Genomic DNA, 15,334 nt, shown 5'->3' on the forward strand with positions numbered 1-15,334 from the left:
TGTCAGTACATCTGGTCGATCAGGTTCTTGTGCTTTTTCTCCACCAGCCCACGTTTCAACTTCATGGTCGCGGTCAGCTCGTCATCCTCGGCCGTGAGCAGAACGTTGATCAGACGGAAATCCTTGATCTGCTCGACACGCGCGAAATCACGGTTGACCGCATCGACCTCACCCCGGATCAGATCAACCACCGGTTCCGCAGCACAGAGCGAGGCAAAATCACTAAACGGGATTTTCCGATCCTGCGCAAATTTCTCGACGTTTTCCTGATCAATCATGATCAGGCAGGTCAGGAATTTGCGCCGGTCACCGATCACCACTGCGTCGGAAATATAGTGGCTGAACTTTAACCGGCTTTCGATTTCAGCCGGTGTGATATTCTTGCCGCCAGCGGTGATAATGATGTCCTTGATCCGCCCGGTGATGGTCAGGAACCCATCTTCGTCCAGCCGCCCGACATCGCCAGTGCGCAGCCAGCCGTCCTCGGTATAGGTCTCAGCCGTTTTTTCAGGCTTGCGCCAATATCCCTGGAAATTGTTGAGCCCCCAGAGCTGAATTTCCCCATCCGCCGCGATACGAATATCAACGCCCGGCACGGCCTGGCCAACAGTGCCCGGCCGATGCGACAACACCCGGTTTGCCGCGGTAAGTCCTGCGTTTTCGGTCATTCCGTAGCCCTCGATCAGCGGCACGCCAATCGACCAATACCAACGCAGCAATTCAGGCGAAATCGGTGCCGCCCCGGTGCCGCCCCGGCGCAGCCGGTCCAGCCCGAGCATTCGGCGCAGATTACGCAGAACCAGCATATCCCAGATCCGATAGCGCAGGGCGATACCCGCAGGGACGGGTTTTGCGGCCAGCACATACTCGGCCCGCGCAGCCCCCGCAGCGACCGCCCGACCAAAGGCCCAGCGCCCCAGCCAGGTCGCCTCCTGCGCCAGGACCAGAACGCGGGAATAGACTTTTTCCCAGACACGCGGCACCGCAAAGAAGGTGGCCGGCGACACTTCCTGCATATTGTCGAAAACGGTTTCCGGGCTTTCGGCGAAATTCACCGTACTGCCGGCCGCCATTGGCAGGTAGACGGAGACGTTGCGCTCAAGGATATGGCAGAGCGGTAGGAAACAGAGCTGCTCATCCGTGGCGTAGCATTCCAGTGCACGCGCGCCTGACTCCATCGTCGCGAGGATGTTCTCGTGACTCAACATGGCGCCCTTGGGCAGGCCAGTGGTGCCCGACGTATAGATCAGCAGCGCGGTTTCATCTGGCCGCGACCGGGCCACCGCGTCCTCGAAAGCGGTTGGATTTGCCATCTTGAAGGCCGCGCCCTGATCATAAAGCTGATCGAGAAACAGGCATCTGTCATGCTCCAGATCATGCAGCCCGTCGCGCTCCAGAATGATAACCCAGCGCAGATGCGGGACCTCGGCTTCGATCTCCAGGAACTTGTCCAGCTGCTCGTCGTTTTCCACCACCAGAAACCGGCTGCCGCTGTCATTGATCAAATAGGCCAGCTGCTGGGCGGAATCTGTCGTATAGACGCCAGACGCAATGGCCCCGGCGCCCTGGATGCCCATATCGAGATAGAGCCATTCCTTGCGGTCTTCGCTCAGGATCGAAACAACTTCACCTCGCTCGAGCCCCAGCGCCATCAGGCCCAGGCCGATCTTTTCCGCATGGTCCCAGTAGTCCTGCCAGGAATAGGCCTTCCAGATGCCCATATCCTTTTCGCGATGAGCCGTCCGTTTGCCCAGTTGATGACAGCGCAGCGAAAACAATTTTGCCACGGTATCGCAGCCATCGACCATGACGGGCCGCTGCCCCGGCGTGGCATTGTAGCTGGCGCCGTTCAGTTCAACCTGAGGAAGCGGGGCCGCATCGCCGCCCGCCTGTGTTGTTATGTCTGCCGCCGACGCTGTCTGTGTCACCGCTGTCCTCGCATCCATTCAGGTCCCTAGTTGATCTCAGTCGCGCCGATCAGCGCCATGTCTTCTTGCGCTTCCAGCGTTTCTCGCTGCGCTGCCCGGCCTCCTGATGGCCGAGGTAAAACGCTTTGATATCCTCGCTGTCCATCAGCCGGTCGGCGCTGCCATCCATGACGATACGCCCGATTTCCATGACATAGCCGACATGCGCCAACTCCAGCGCGATCCGCGCGTTCTGTTCCACCAGCATCATGGTCACCCCCTCATCGCGGTTCAGCCGCTTCAGGATGCCAAAGATTTCCTGTACCAGCAGTGGCGACAGGCCAAGGCTTGGTTCATCCAGAAGCATGATGCGCGGACGGAGCATCAACCCACGCCCGATCGCCAGCATCTGCTGCTGACCGCCTGACAGTGTGCCAGCCTCCTGATGGCGCCGCTCAGCCAGGATGGGGAAATAATCAAACACCATCTGGCGGTCGCGCTCGATCTCGGCCTGATCGCGGCGGGTATAGGCCCCGAGGGTCAGGTTTTCGTCAACGCTGAGCAACGGAAAGACCTCGCGCCCCTCGGGCACATGTACGATGCCCCGGCGGACGATCCGATGCGGTTCCTCACCTTGGATTTCTTCGCCGTCGAAGCTGACCGTGCCCTTCTCAGGATCCATGATACCCGAAATCGTCTTCAGCAGGGTAGATTTTCCAGCGCCATTGGCGCCCAGAACCGTGACGATCTGCCCGGCCTGAACCGATAGCGAAACACCGCGAATGGCCATGATCGGCCCGTAGAAACTCTCAAGATTGCGAATGTCCAGCAAGGCCGCGCCCATCACACCGCCCCCGCGCCCAGATAGGCTTCGATAACAGCCGGGTCGGCCTGCACTTCAGCCGGGGTGCCTTCGGCCAGTTTCGCGCCATCGGCGAGGGCCAGAACGCGGTCCGACACGCTGGACACCAGACCCATGTCGTGTTCCACCATCAGGACAGTGATCCCCATCTGTTTGCGGATATCGTCGATCCACCAGCGCATATCCTGGGTTTCCTCCACCGATAGGCCGGAGGCGGGTTCATCCAGCAGCAAAAGCCGCGGCCCCGAGGCCAATGCACGGCCAAGCTCAACAACCTTGCGGATGCCATAGGGCAACCCGGCAATCATCTTGTTGCGGTAGGCTTGCAGATCCAGGAAATCGATGACCTCCTCAACAGCAGCCCGGTGCAACCGTTCCTCGCGCCGGACACGTGGCGCAAAAAACAGCTCTTCGATCAGGGTAGTGCGCCGATGACGATGCCGACCGACCAGCAGGTTCTGCAGCACCGTCGCATGATCGAACAACTCGATATTCTGAAACGTCCGCGCAATGCCCAGATCCGCCACCGCATCCGCGTTGCACTGCAACAGGTCACGCCCATCAAAGCGGAACTGGCCGGAATGTGGCTGGTAGAACCTGGAAATCAGGTTGAATACGGTGGACTTACCCGCCCCATTTGGCCCGACGATGGCATAGACCTCACCTTCCTCAACCGAGAAGCTGAGATCATTCACCGCCACAACGCCACCGAATTTCAACGTGGCATGTTCAATCTCCAACAGGCTCATCTGAGGCGCTCCGTCTTGAGATAGGATTTCTGACGCCGGAACATATCCTTGCGTGCGAAGGGGAACAGCTCGAACCAGATGCGAATCTTCAGCCAGCGTCCATAGAGGCCCATCGGCTCAAACAGAATGAACAGGATCAGGATCATGCCAAAGACGCCGGTTTCCAGACCCGGAATGGCAACCCCGCTGCCGAGCACGCTGTCTTTCAGGATCGACAGCCCCTGCGGCAGAAAGGCGACCACCACCGCGCCAAAAAACGCGCCATGTATTGATCCCAGCCCGCCAATCACGATCATCATCAGCAGCGTAATCGAGATCACCAGAGAGAAGGTCTCATTGTTAAAGGCACCGGCGTAATAGCCCATCAGCGCCCCGGCCCAACCGGTGATCATGCAGCTCAGCCCAAAGGCGGTTGCCTTGGTCCGGGCGATATGTACGCCCATCGCTGTGGCGCTGACTTCACTGTCGCGCACCGCTGCAAAGGCCCGGCCAAGCGGTGACCGTAATAGATTGCGGTAAAACAGCGTTGAAATCACCGTGACACCAAGAACCAGATAGTAAAAGCGCACCGGCATGGTCCAGCGTTCAATCTCGATCCCAAAGAGACGGATCACGTCAGGAAATTTGCCCGACACACCACCGGTCCAGGGTTCAAGCAGAACGATGATGTCATCGGCCAGGATCGACAGGGCAATGGTAGCAATCGCCAGATAGATCCCGTGCAATCGCAGGGCCGGAATGGCGATGATGGCCCCAACAACCCCGGTCAGGACCCCTGCCAGCGGGAACGCCAGAACAAAGGGCACCCCCTGTTCAATCAGGATGGTATTGGCATAGCAGCCAATCGCCAGAAACGCAGCATGGCCAAGGCTGGCCTGTCCCGTCTGGCCGGTCAGCAGCATCAGCCCCAGCCCGGCAATCGCCCAGATCAGAACATTGGTGACCTCGCCGATGTAGAATTCGTTGATCAGCAGTGGCAAAGCCAGCGCCAGCACAATCAACGCACCATAAACCAGCAGGCTATGACGGTCAGGAAACAGGCGGATGTCGTGGTCGTAGCTGGTTTTGAACTGAATCCGCATCGCCTTATACCTTCTTTGTGCGCACTTGGCTGAACAGACCATGCGGACGGAAGACCAGCACCGCAAGCAACAGCACATAAGGAGCAATCTGCGAATAGCCAGCCGCCAGGTAACGCGCGGCAAAAGGTTCGATAACGCCGACGATCAACCCGCCCGCCAACGCACCCGGAAGCGAGCCGAAGCCACCGATCACCGCCGCAGCAAAGGCCTTGATGCCCAGCAGCCCGGCATTTGGATCAATCGCGCCCTTCGACGCAAAGAGGATTCCCGCAACAGCCGCCGTCGCTCCCGAGAGCCCCCAGATGAGCCCCTGCACCCGCCTGACCGGAATGCCCATGAAATAGGCCGCCATCTGGTTTTGGCTGGCCGCCTGCATGGCCAGACCCAGCTTGGTGCGCTGAAAGAACTGGTAGAGCAACCAGGTCAACAGCACCGTGACAACAATCACCGCTATATCGGCCAGCCCCAGAACGACGCCGGCAAGCTGTACATCTCCCAGCGCCAGCGGGCTCTCAAGCGTCTGTGGCTCGTGGCCCCAGATCGCACCGGCAAAGAAGCGAATGACAAAGCCCAGCGCGATCGTCAGGATGACAACCGCCGTCTGGTTCTGCCCAAAGAGATGACGCAGGATCAGCAGGTCAAGCAGATACCCAAGCCCGGCCATGATTGCGATCGACAGCGGTGCCGCGACCCAGAAGGGTAAGTCCAGATATTCAGCATTGGTCAGTCCCAGCGTAACGAAGGCGCCAAGCATCATGAAATCGCCCTGAGCGAAATTGACCGCCTCGGTCGCCTTGTAGATCAACACGAAGCCAAGCGCGATCAGACCGTAAACACAGCCGTTCGCGAGCCCGCTGACCAGCAGCTGCACTCCGTCCAAATTGTCCTCCCCCACCCGTTCAAGGCGGCTTTTCTTTTTTGCGCAGGTCCTATGCGTTTCAGACCTCCTCAAGCCAAAACGCCGCTGCGATTAAACCCAGAGTAGAGAGGTTGAAATTCACCTGTCAATCCGCGCGACACTGCGTCAGCGCCAGAAAAACAGGCTACCGCATTCGAAAAATGCCTCTACCATTCGCGGCGCAATCTTGGGCCGAACCGGTGCGCGAGGTGACCAGTCAGCCGCAGACGCTCTTTAGCGCAGCGCAGAATCTCGCGGCCGCTGCCGACAAGCGGTGCTCACTCCGCAGGCAGAGCCCCACCGGCCCAAGGGTGCTGTCAGTGTCCAGCGGCAGCTCTACCAGGGCGCCGCTGGCGAGGTCAGATTTCACCACCCCATGGCTGATGATCCAGACCGCCTGATGTGCCAATGTGAACTGGCGCCCAAACGTCGACGAGACTGTTTCGATGGCGGCCTCAGGCATCGAAATGCCCTGTTCCAAGAACATGCGTTCAACCGAAGGGCGAATAATTGACTTCGGCGGCGGCATCAAAACCGGAAACGCGCCGAACAGCGCATAGGGGAGATCCTGCGGTGCCAGCTCCGTCAGCGGATGGCCCGGTGCGACGACCACGGTTACCCGCTCACGGAACAGCGGATCGAAATCCAGGCCCACCATATTTTCGGGTGCCGGTAGTCGCCCTACGACCACATCCAGCTCTCCGCGTCGCAACAGATCCAGCAGATGCTGATTGTCTCCCGACATGACGGAAAACCGGTTGCGCGCGCCCTGCGCCCAGATATTGGCCAGTGCCTCCGGGACAACGGTTGCCGAGACCGTCGGCAAAGCCCCAATCGCGACCTTGGATCCTGCGGCCTCGTCCATCCCACGTAGCAATTCGACACCGTCGCGTGTCAGGGCCAGACTGCGCCCCGCATAGTCCCTGAACATCTCACCATAGCTGGAGAGTCGAATGCCGCGACCGTGTTTCTCGACCAGAGGTTTATCGCAGACGGCTTCCAATTCGCGCAGCGCCCGCGTCACTGCCGGCTGGGTCATGCCCAGGCGCTCCGCCGCTTGGGTCACGCTCATCTTTCTGGCAACCTCGACAAAGACCTCCAGATGGCGGAGCTTCAGCTGAGATGAAAGGCGCATATCATTTTCGACATAAAAATATCCACACAAGGGGATTATACAGACCAATTACGATATGAGATAAGGGATAATCCATGGAGGAGCATATGCACAAGCCGCAGTATGACGCAGGGATGAAGGTTCGTCGCGAGGTATTGGGCGAAGCCCATGTGGCCCGCGCAGATGCTGCGACAACAGCGCTGGATGCACCTTTCCAGTCCCTGATTACCGAAGCAGCCTGGGGGACAGTCTGGGCCTCTGAGCAGATCAGCCGACGCGAACGCTCGATGCTGACGCTGGCCCTTCTTGCGGCACTCGGCAATTTCGATGAGATCCCGATGCACATCCGTGCAACCGCAAATACCGGTGCAACGCCCGAAGATATTGCTGAAGTTTTCCAACATGTTGCCATCTACGCGGGGGTGCCGCGCGCCAATCATGCGCTGAAGCTCGCCAAGAGGACCTATGCCGAAATGGCCGCCGAAGAACGAGGCGACGCCACCCCCGCAGGAGACAGCTGTGACGCCCCCTGATTATTTTACCCGCGACCGCCGCTGGCACCCTCCTGCCTTCACGCCGGACTACAAAACCTCGGTCAGCCGATCCCCCCGATTGCCGCTGCTCAGCCTCGAAAAAACTGCCAGCGAAATCACCGGCCCGACGTTTGCGCCCAGCGATATCGCTCCCGGAGACAATGACCTTCTGACCAATTTCGCCCACGATGGCGGCAGTCCGATCGGCGAGCGCATATTGCTGCATGGGCGTGTTCTGGACGAAAACGCACGTCCCGTTCCCAATACACTGGTCGAGATCTGGCAAGCCAATGCCTCGGGCCGCTACCGCCATAAAAAGGACGGCTATCTGGGTGCATTGGACCCCAATTTTGGCGGCTGCGGTCGTGTTCTGACCGATGATCAGGGCGCCTATGCCTTTCGCACAGTGAAACCGGGGGCCTACCCCTGGCGCAATGGCATAAACGACTGGCGGCCTGCACATATACACGTTTCGGTGTTTGGCCGCGCCTTTGCGCAGCGGCTGATCACCCAGCTCTACTTCGAGGGCGATCCGCTGATTGCCCGCTGCCCTATCGTTAGCACCATCCCCGATCCCGCCGCCGTTCAGCAACTGATTGCGCGGCTCGACATGGACGAGACGCTGCCGTTTGACATGATTGCCTATCGCTTTGATATCGTGCTGCGCGGGCGTCGCTCTACCCTGTTTGAAAACCGGCCGGAGGGGAACTGATGGTGCCGCCACTGAAGGAAACCCCGTCTCAGACCGCAGGCCCCTATGTGCATATCGGCCTAGCGCCCGGTGCCGCCGGGTTTGAAATCTATGAGGCCGAGCTGGGTCAGGATATCGCCGGGCCTAATGCCAGGGGCCAGCGCATTCGGGTTCAAGGCCGGGTCTTCGATGGCACCGGCGCAGCTCTGAAGGACGTTTTGATCGAGGTCTGGCAGGCCAATGCCGATGGGCGCTATCCGCACCCGGAAACTCCGACATCCGATAACACGCGCGCGCCGGTCGAACCCGGCTTTCGTGGCTGGGGCCGCGCGATTTCTGATTTCGACACCGGGGACTGGCAGTTCGATACCGTGAAACCGGGAGGTGTCATCGGGCGTGACGGGAAGACCATGGCACCACATATCAACCTCTGGATCGTGGCGCGTGGCATCAACATCGGGCTGAATACCCGGCTCTACTTCGACGATGAGCCGGAGGCCAACGCCAGCGATCCCATCATGGCGCTGATCGAGCAGACCGAGCGGCAAAAAACCCTGATCGCCCGCCGCCAGGATCACGGCAGGGCGGACGATGCGCAGGCACCCGTGACCTATCGCTTTGACATTCACCTGCAAGGGCCGGACGAAACCGTGTTCTTCGATATCTGAGGGCTGATCATGACCAATCCCTGTATCATCTGCGTCGCGATAACCGGCTCTGTGCCGCGCAAGGCCCATAACCCGGCCGTGCCGATCACTGTTTCCGAACAGGTAGAGAGCACACAGGAAGCCTATGAAGCCGGTGCCAGCATCGCCCATTGCCACGTCCGCCAGGACGACGAAACACCAACTTCCGATCCTGACAGGTTTGCTGAACTGATGGATGGGATCCGGCGGCACTGTCCCGACATGATTGTCCAACTCTCTACCGGCGGCCGCTCCGGCGCTGGTCGCGAACGCGGCGGAATGCTGTCTCTACGGCCTGATATGGCTTCGCTCTCGGTGGGCTCCAATAATTTTCCAACCCGCGTCTACGAGAACCCGCCGGATCTGGTCGATTGGCTGGCTGCGCAGATGCAGGCCTACGACGTGAAACCGGAAATTGAGGCCTTTGATCTCTCCCATATTCATCAGGCGGTGGCGATGTCGCGTGACGGCCGGTTGAAGGCCCCACTCTACGTCCAATTTGTACTGGGCGTGAAGAATGCAATGCCGGTGGATCGTGATGTGTTTGACTACTACGTCAAGACCATGCAGCGCCTTGCCCCGGATGCGCAGTGGTGCGCGGCCGGGATCGGAGCCGGACAGATCGAGGTCAACGAATGGGCCATCGCGGCAGGCGGGCACACCCGTACCGGGCTGGAGGATAATCTGCGACTGGACCGGCATACGCTTGCCCCCTCCAATGCCGCACTGGTGCGCCGGACGGCGGATCTGTGCGAACGCTACGGGCGACCCGTTGCTACCGCTCATCAGGCCCGCAGCATTCTGGGCCTGCGCGCAGCCAACGGCTGAAACGGGGCGACCGGCTATCACCTATCAGCGCAGCAATAGGCCGACCCAAGACACCTCTTTCGGCTGTTTCATGCCCAACCCAAGGGACGCGGCGTCAGCCAGCCTGCCCCCCTTGCCTGCGCGCATATCGCACCCTATCTCGAGGATGCGCGCGACGCATTCGCAGCAAGAGCCGCTCCTCCCTCGGCTGCTGTAGCCTGATTGCCTAACCCTCCCGAGTTGCACAGGGCTTGGAATGCGCCGCGCGTTACCATCCCTCGCATCCCATTGGCCATGAGATATAGCGCCAAGCCTCCTCAATCCGCGACGTCTTGCTGCTCCGGGATCTGCGACAGATCACGCAATATCGGGCAGTCCGGGCGATTATCGCCGGAACAGCAGGTGACCAGTTCCGACAATGTGTCCCGCATCGCTTCCAGATCCGCGATCTTGAGGTTGATCTTGTCCAGATGTTCTTGCGCCAGTTGTTTGACATCTGCGCTGGCACGGCTCTCATCTTCGTAAAGCGCAAGAAGCGTGCGGCAGTCCTCGATCGTAAACCCAAGCGCGCGGGCACGACCCAGAAACGCCAGCTTGTGAAGGTCGGTCTCCGCAAAACAGCGATACCCGTTTTCGCTGCGCCGCGGTTTGATCAGCCCAATGTCCTCATAGTATCGAATGGTCTTGGCCGGTAGGCCGGAGCGGTTCGCCACATCGCCTATATTCATGGTCGCACCTCTGCCAATTGCTGCGCGCCTCGCGCGTTTGGGAACTTTCCTAAGGGATCTATTTCGGAACTCATCCGACGCAAGCCCAGGCTGTTGCCGAGGCCGGTCACCTTAACGTTCAGTTTTCTGACACGCGCCTGTTCCATGGCTCGCCCCTTTCGACATCTGATCATCCCCTTTTGCGGCAGATATGAGGCTTCCAGTCAGGGGAAGGTCAAGGGCAGATAGCGCAGGTTTCTCGAACAGATGATGTGGCCATACTTACGCCCACCGGACCGGCAGGTGACGGGAACGAAGAGGCCCTCGTCGTATTCTTCTGAGGCGCAGCCAGCCGAAGCCGCTAGTGTGGTAGCGCAAGAAATACACATCCCGCGACGGCCGATGGTTTACGCCCCCCCAATAGGTCTGCCAATATGCCGCTCAGCGCAATTGGCGCCTGCCGTCACTGACAGAACAAAGGAATTTCGCAATGATACGCACTCGCGCCGCTGTGGCCGTTGCCCCGGGCAAACCGCTTGAGATCATGGAAGTGAACCTCGAAGGTCCGAAAAAGGGCGAGGTGCTGGTCGAAATCAAGGCAACCGGCCTCTGCCACACGGATGAATTCACCCGCTCCGGGGATGACCCGGAAGGGATCTTCCCGGCCATCCTGGGCCACGAGGGCGCAGGCGTCGTGATCGAAGTTGGCGAAGGCGTCACCAGCCTTGAAGTGGGCGATCACGTCATTCCGCTTTACACCCCCGAGTGCCGCGAATGCGAGTATTGCCTCAACCCAAAGACAAATCTGTGTCAGGCGATCCGCTCTACCCAAGGTCAGGGCCTGCTGCCGGACGGATCCACCCGTTTCTCGATGCTGGATGGGACACCGATCCACCATTACATGGGCTGTTCGACCTTTGCCAATCACACAGTGGTGCCTGAGATCGCCCTGGCCAAGATCCGCAAGGACGCCCCCTTTGACAAGGTCTGCTACATCGGATGCGGCGTCACCACCGGCATCGGCGCGGTGATCAACACCGCCAAGGTCGAGATCGGGTCGCGCGCGATTGTCTTCGGCCTTGGCGGCATTGGACTCAACGTGATCCAGGGTCTGCGACTGGCAGGTGCGGATCAGATCGTCGGCGTCGACCTCAACCCCGGCAAGGTTGAGATGGCCAAGAAATTCGGCATGACCGACTTCGTAAACCCCTCAGAGGTGGAGGGCGATCTGGTGGCGCATCTGGTTGAGCTGACCAAGGGTGGCGCCGATTACACATTCGACGCGACGGGCAATGTGCAGGTCATGCGGACCGCGCTTGAAGCGGCGCATAAAGGCTGGGGTGAGAGCATCATCATCGGCGTGGCTCCGGCAGGCGCCGAGATTTCGACCCGTCCGTTCCAGCTGGTCACAGGTCGCAGCTGGCGTGGCACCGCCTTTGGCGGCGCCGCCGGGCGTACCGACGTGCCCAAGATCGTGGACTGGTATATGGACGGCAAGATCGAGATCGACCCGATGATCACACACAAACTGTCGCTGGACGAGATCAACCATGGGTTCGAACTGATGCACGAAGGAAAGTCCATCCGCGCCGTGGTCGAATTCTGATCCACCCGCATACCCGAGATCATGACGCAGGCCGCAGGGCCTGCGTTTTTTTTGCACTTCATCTGCCTGCATTCGGCGAACGTCCTGCCAGCAAGGGGTGGCGAGCCGCGTCAACCAAAGGCATAATTGCCCGGCACCTACCCCGCTTTGGTTGAGGACCTTGCTTGAAACTACAAGCCGTTGACATCTCCCGGACCGAATCCGCCGCGACGATCATCTTTCGCACCCTGCGCAAGGCGATCATCACCGGTGAGCTGTCGGATGGAACCCCCCTGCGGCAGGATGAAATCGCCAAGGCCTTTCACACCTCGCGCTTTCCCGTCCGCGAGGCGATTGCCCGCTTGGAACAGCAGGGGCTGGTCACCTCCCAGCGCTACAAGGGTGCCGTGGTCGCAACCCTGTCGATGCAGGACGCCTCAGAAATCTTTGACCTGCGCGCCAAGCTTGAAGCGGATATCATCCGCGCCGCCGTCCCGAACATGACCATCGACATCCTCGCACAGGCGCGCGCGCATCTGGATGCCTTTGCCGCCTGCGATGCGCCAATGCAATGGGGGCCGCTGAACCGAAAATTTCACGGCACGCTCTATAGCGTCAGCGGCTTGCCCTATCACGTCGAGATCGTCGAAACCTCGATGGACCGGATTGATCGCTACCTTCGCGCGCAGCTTATCATGAGCGACGGCATGGCCCGCAGCAGCAGGGAGCATCGCGCGATACTGGCAGCTTGCGAAACAGGTGATGCCGATCTCGCGGCCCAGCTGACAGCAGAGCATATTCTGGCTGCCAAAACCTCGCTTGAGGATCAGCTACGCGCGCAGATCCCCTAACGCCGCACTGCCGCCCTACCGCACCTCTAGGATCCGGCGTCCACCGCCTCAAGGCTGACATCGTAGCCCCACAAGCGACGCAGATGCTTCAACACCTCGTCGCGGTCATCCTCCGACAGGTGAATGCCGTCGCGCACCGTATGGGTCAGCTTCAGCTCGCGGTCACCTTTCAGATCGGCATCGGTGACCTGAATATCAGGCTCTAAATAGGCCAGATCGTAGGAATGCGCGAGATCGCGCCGCACCGAGCGATAGCCGCTGCGATTGTGGATCTGGCTCACCACCAGATGTGACTGCTCGGCGTCATCAGCGAGGGTGAACAGTTTGAACTTGCGGATGAGATGCGGCGACAGGAACTGCTGGATGAAACTTTCATCGCGGTAATTGGCCCAGGCATCCCGCATCACCCGGCGCCAGTCGGGATCACCCGCGAAATCCGGAAACCATTCGCGATCTTCATCGGTCGGGTTCTCGCAGATGCGGCGAATGTCCTGCATCATCGCAAAGCCCAGCGCATAGGGATTGATGCCAGAATACCGCGGGTCGTCATATTCCGGCTGGAGCACCACATTGGTATGGCTGTGCATCATCTCCATATAGGCACCTTCGGTCAGGCGGCCCTGCTCGAACAGCTTGTTGATAATGTAATAATGCACAAAGGTCGCGCAGCCCTCATTCATAACCTTGGTCTGTTTCTGGGGGTAAAGATACTGCGCCAGCATCCGCACGATGCGCAGGATTTCAGATTGCCAGGGATCAAGAACCGGGCTGTGTTTCTCCAGAAAATACAGCAAGTTTTCCTGCGGCAGATTCATCAGCTTGCGACGGGCACTATAGGGCTCGTCCCTGATCTGCTCCAGCTTGTCGCCCCCCATGGTTGCATCGGTCCATATATCCAGAACGCTCTGACCGCTTTCATAACCTTCACGCACCTTCTGCATCGCTGCCAGTTCTTCGGTGGTGGGTTTGGGCGGACGGCCATAGCGAAAGACCCCCTGCGATTGCAGCGCATGGGCCGCGTCCAGGATCTCCTCTACTGCGCTGAGCCCGTAGCGCTCCTCGCAGGCGGCGATGTAGTTCTTGGCAAAGGCCAGATAGTCGTGAATGCCGGCCGCATCAGTCCATTGCTGAAACAGGTAGTTGTTCTTGAAAAAATGATTATGCCCAAAGGCCGCATGGGCCATGACCAGCGTCTGCATGGCCATGGTATTTTCTTCCATATTGTAGCTGATACAGGGGTTTGAGTTGATGACGATCTCATAGGCCAGCCCCTGCCGCCCGGTCCGATACAGCGCCTCGTCGCGGGCGAAATGCTTGCCGAATGACCAGTGCTGATACATCAGCGGCAGACCGACGCAGGAATAGGCATCCAGCATCTGCTCGGCCGAGATGATCTCGATCTGGTTCGGATATACATCAAGCCCCAGATCATTCAGCGCAATATCCTCAATCGCGTCCCGCGCAACTTCCAGAAGTTCAAAGGTCCATTCCGGCCCCGTAAACAGTGGCTTCGCGATAGTATCACCCGCCTGCATTCTGCGCCCCTTTTGCCTTGGGGAGGAAGAACTCCCTGAAAATCGGATAGATATGGGAGGGTTGCGACACACGCTGCATCTCAAAATGCGGGACCTGAGCCTTGACCTGCCGGTAGTTCTGCCAGAGATCCTCACCCGCCTCGGGATTGCTCAACAGCATCTCGGCGTTCTCATCGACGATTTCGACATAGGCGTAGTACTGGCAGACCGGCAGCAGCTCTTCCAGAAGCAGCGCCTTGCAACGCGCCGAGTCATTGCCGAAATTCTCCCCATCAGAGGCCTGCGCCCCGTAGATGTTCCACTCATCCGGCGGGTAGCGTTCGGCGACGATCTCCTTCATCTTTTCTAGCGCGGTCGACACGATGGTGCCGCCTGTCTCGCGGGCATAGAAGAAGGTTTCTTCATCAACCTCCTGCGCGTGATGGGTGTGACGCACAAAGACCAGTTCGGTATGCTCATAGCTGCGCGCCAGGAACAGATGCAGCAGCAGGAAGAACCGTTTGGCCAGATCCTTCTCCCGCTCCTGCATGGAGCCAGAGACGTCCATAAGGCAGAACACGACCGCACGGGAGTTGCGGATCTTCTCCGGCACGTGGGTGTCATATCGCAGATCCAGCGGGTCAATATACCCCACCACGCGACGTTTGCGCTCCAGAGCCTCCAACCGGAGGATCAGCTCTTCAAGATAGGCTTCCTGTTCGGTGCTGCGTTCCGCCAGCGCTTGAAGCTCCTCGATCTGTTTTTGCAGCTCGGCTATGGATTTGGCAGTCGGGCGTTGCAGTGCGATCCGACGTCCCAGCGAATTGCGCATCGTCCGCACAAGGTTGAGGTTGTTCGGCGTGCCCGCAGTGGTCAGCCCGGCACGGCGTGTCCCGATGGTTTCAGTCTCTACAGAGGCTTTTTTGACCAGATCTGGAAGCTCAAGGCCATCAAACAGGATCTCAAGGTATTCGTCGCGCGTCAGGGTAAAGGAAAATTCATCCGCGCCATCGCCATCCTCGGACGCCTGTTTGCCGCCCTCTCCTGCGCCCCCCTGCGGTCGCTTGAGCGTGTCGCCGACAACAAAATCCTTGTTGCCGGGCAGCACGTGACGGCGGCGCCCCCCCTTGGCGGAATGGTGAAACCGGGGTTCTTTCAAACCCCGTGAGGGAATAGTGACCTTCTCACCTTCGGCAGGAATACCGCCACCATCCTTGATCGATTTGTCGCGGACCGATCTGTCCACGCGCTCCTTGATGCTTTCGCGGGCGCGTTCGAGGAACCGTTGCCGGTTCCCCAAACTCTTGCCCTTGGGATTGGCGCGCCTGTCGATAAAGTGATGCATCTG

At 59.4% G+C, this 15,334-nt stretch carries 15 protein-coding genes; 6 read left to right on the forward strand and 9 right to left on the reverse strand.

What is annotated here, in order from left to right:
• Nucleotides 1–2: 2 nt before the first annotated feature.
• The 6 genes from VWZ81_RS14425 to pcaQ all read right to left on the reverse strand — a co-directional run bounded on the left by VWZ81_RS14425 (nt 3) and on the right by pcaQ (nt 6,633).
• Entirely contained in the window at nt 3–1,946 is a 1,944-nt protein-coding gene (locus tag VWZ81_RS14425) for an AMP-dependent synthetase/ligase (protein WP_416543406.1), read from the reverse strand.
• A gap of 31 nt (nt 1,947–1,977) precedes the next feature.
• The gene (locus tag VWZ81_RS14430) at nt 1,978–2,751 is read right to left on the reverse strand and encodes an ABC transporter ATP-binding protein (protein WP_340544168.1); all 774 of its coding nucleotides are present in this window, start codon (nt 2,749–2,751) and stop codon (nt 1,978–1,980) included.
• The gene (locus VWZ81_RS14435; protein ID WP_340544166.1) at nt 2,751–3,518 is read right to left on the reverse strand and encodes an ABC transporter ATP-binding protein; all 768 of its coding nucleotides are present in this window, start codon (nt 3,516–3,518) and stop codon (nt 2,751–2,753) included. The genes VWZ81_RS14430 and VWZ81_RS14435 overlap by 1 nt, the downstream gene beginning before the upstream one ends.
• Nucleotides 3,515–4,600, reverse strand: a complete 1,086-nt coding sequence (locus tag VWZ81_RS14440; protein WP_260082436.1) for a branched-chain amino acid ABC transporter permease — start codon at nt 4,598–4,600, stop codon at nt 3,515–3,517. Before VWZ81_RS14440 ends, VWZ81_RS14435 begins: the two co-directional genes overlap by 4 nt.
• Nucleotides 4,601–4,604: 4 nt before the next feature.
• Nucleotides 4,605–5,480: a branched-chain amino acid ABC transporter permease gene (locus tag VWZ81_RS14445; RefSeq protein WP_416543407.1), complete on the reverse strand. Its 876-nt coding sequence runs from the start codon at nt 5,478–5,480 to the stop codon at nt 4,605–4,607.
• Nucleotides 5,481–5,715: 235 nt separating this feature from the next.
• Complete coding sequence (gene pcaQ / locus VWZ81_RS14450) at nt 5,716–6,633, reverse strand: pca operon transcription factor PcaQ (RefSeq protein WP_416543408.1); 918 nt, start codon at nt 6,631–6,633, stop codon at nt 5,716–5,718.
• Nucleotides 6,634–6,719: 86 nt separating this feature from the next.
• On the opposite strand from pcaQ, the gene pcaC reads away from it, so the two are divergent.
• Genes pcaC through VWZ81_RS14470 form a run of 4 tightly spaced genes read left to right on the forward strand, consistent with a single transcriptional unit; the run spans nt 6,720 to nt 9,350 of the window.
• Nucleotides 6,720–7,145, forward strand: coding sequence for a 4-carboxymuconolactone decarboxylase (gene pcaC, locus VWZ81_RS14455; protein WP_416536371.1), 426 nt, complete (start codon nt 6,720–6,722; stop codon nt 7,143–7,145).
• The gene (gene pcaH / locus VWZ81_RS14460) at nt 7,132–7,857 is read left to right on the forward strand and encodes a protocatechuate 3,4-dioxygenase subunit beta (protein WP_416543409.1); all 726 of its coding nucleotides are present in this window, start codon (nt 7,132–7,134) and stop codon (nt 7,855–7,857) included. Before pcaC ends, pcaH begins: the two co-directional genes overlap by 14 nt.
• The gene (gene pcaG, locus VWZ81_RS14465) at nt 7,857–8,504 is read left to right on the forward strand and encodes a protocatechuate 3,4-dioxygenase subunit alpha (protein WP_416543410.1); all 648 of its coding nucleotides are present in this window, start codon (nt 7,857–7,859) and stop codon (nt 8,502–8,504) included. Before pcaH ends, pcaG begins: the two co-directional genes overlap by 1 nt.
• Nucleotides 8,505–8,513: 9 nt before the next feature.
• Nucleotides 8,514–9,350 carry a 3-keto-5-aminohexanoate cleavage protein gene (locus VWZ81_RS14470; RefSeq protein WP_416540769.1) on the forward strand — a complete coding sequence of 279 codons (837 nt, stop codon included), beginning with the start codon at nt 8,514–8,516 and terminating at the stop codon, nt 9,348–9,350.
• A gap of 296 nt (nt 9,351–9,646) precedes the next feature.
• On the opposite strand, the gene cueR is transcribed toward VWZ81_RS14470, so the two are convergent.
• Entirely contained in the window at nt 9,647–10,057 is a 411-nt protein-coding gene (cueR, locus tag VWZ81_RS14475) for a Cu(I)-responsive transcriptional regulator (protein WP_340544153.1), read from the reverse strand.
• Between the two features lie 469 nt (nt 10,058–10,526).
• On the opposite strand from cueR, the gene VWZ81_RS14480 reads away from it, so the two are divergent.
• A complete protein-coding gene (locus tag VWZ81_RS14480) occupies nt 10,527–11,642 on the forward strand; it encodes an S-(hydroxymethyl)glutathione dehydrogenase/class III alcohol dehydrogenase (protein WP_340544152.1) in 1,116 nt (371 codons plus the stop codon).
• 164 nt (nt 11,643–11,806) lie between these two features.
• The gene (locus VWZ81_RS14485) at nt 11,807–12,472 is read left to right on the forward strand and encodes a GntR family transcriptional regulator (RefSeq protein ID WP_416543411.1); all 666 of its coding nucleotides are present in this window, start codon (nt 11,807–11,809) and stop codon (nt 12,470–12,472) included.
• A 26-nt stretch (nt 12,473–12,498) separates the two neighbouring features.
• Here VWZ81_RS14485 and VWZ81_RS14490 read toward each other — a convergent pair whose 3' ends face one another.
• Both VWZ81_RS14490 and VWZ81_RS14495 read right to left on the reverse strand, forming a co-directional pair.
• Nucleotides 12,499–14,007, reverse strand: coding sequence for a SpoVR family protein (locus VWZ81_RS14490; protein ID WP_416537135.1), 1,509 nt, complete (start codon nt 14,005–14,007; stop codon nt 12,499–12,501).
• Complete coding sequence (locus VWZ81_RS14495) at nt 13,994–15,331, reverse strand: YeaH/YhbH family protein (protein ID WP_416537134.1); 1,338 nt, start codon at nt 15,329–15,331, stop codon at nt 13,994–13,996. Before VWZ81_RS14495 ends, VWZ81_RS14490 begins: the two co-directional genes overlap by 14 nt.
• Nucleotides 15,332–15,334: the final 3 nt, after the last annotated feature.

This window comes from Phaeobacter sp. JH20_34, from assembly GCF_048056095.1.
Taxonomy (GTDB): Bacteria; Pseudomonadota; Alphaproteobacteria; order Rhodobacterales; family Rhodobacteraceae; genus Phaeobacter; species Phaeobacter bryozoorum.

What these genes read in the sequence shown, in the direction of transcription:
- VWZ81_RS14425 (WP_416543406.1), bottom strand. Translation starts at nt 1,946, where the DNA reads ATGGATGCGAGGACAGCGGTGACACAGACAGCGTCGGCGGCAGACATA.
- VWZ81_RS14430 (WP_340544168.1), bottom strand. Translation starts at nt 2,751, where the DNA reads ATGGGCGCGGCCTTGCTGGACATTCGCAATCTTGAGAGTTTCTACGGG.
- VWZ81_RS14435 (WP_340544166.1), bottom strand. Translation starts at nt 3,518, where the DNA reads ATGAGCCTGTTGGAGATTGAACATGCCACGTTGAAATTCGGTGGCGTT.
- VWZ81_RS14440 (WP_260082436.1), bottom strand. Translation starts at nt 4,600, where the DNA reads ATGCGGATTCAGTTCAAAACCAGCTACGACCACGACATCCGCCTGTTT.
- pcaQ (WP_416543408.1), bottom strand. Translation starts at nt 6,633, where the DNA reads ATGCGCCTTTCATCTCAGCTGAAGCTCCGCCATCTGGAGGTCTTTGTC.
- pcaC (WP_416536371.1), top strand. Translation starts at nt 6,720, where the DNA reads ATGCACAAGCCGCAGTATGACGCAGGGATGAAGGTTCGTCGCGAGGTA.
- pcaG (WP_416543410.1), top strand. Translation starts at nt 7,857, where the DNA reads ATGGTGCCGCCACTGAAGGAAACCCCGTCTCAGACCGCAGGCCCCTAT.
- VWZ81_RS14470 (WP_416540769.1), top strand. Translation starts at nt 8,514, where the DNA reads ATGACCAATCCCTGTATCATCTGCGTCGCGATAACCGGCTCTGTGCCG.
- cueR (WP_340544153.1), bottom strand. Translation starts at nt 10,057, where the DNA reads ATGAATATAGGCGATGTGGCGAACCGCTCCGGCCTACCGGCCAAGACC.
- VWZ81_RS14480 (WP_340544152.1), top strand. Translation starts at nt 10,527, where the DNA reads ATGATACGCACTCGCGCCGCTGTGGCCGTTGCCCCGGGCAAACCGCTT.
- VWZ81_RS14490 (WP_416537135.1), bottom strand. Translation starts at nt 14,007, where the DNA reads ATGCAGGCGGGTGATACTATCGCGAAGCCACTGTTTACGGGGCCGGAA.
- VWZ81_RS14495 (WP_416537134.1), bottom strand. Translation starts at nt 15,331, where the DNA reads ATGCATCACTTTATCGACAGGCGCGCCAATCCCAAGGGCAAGAGTTTG.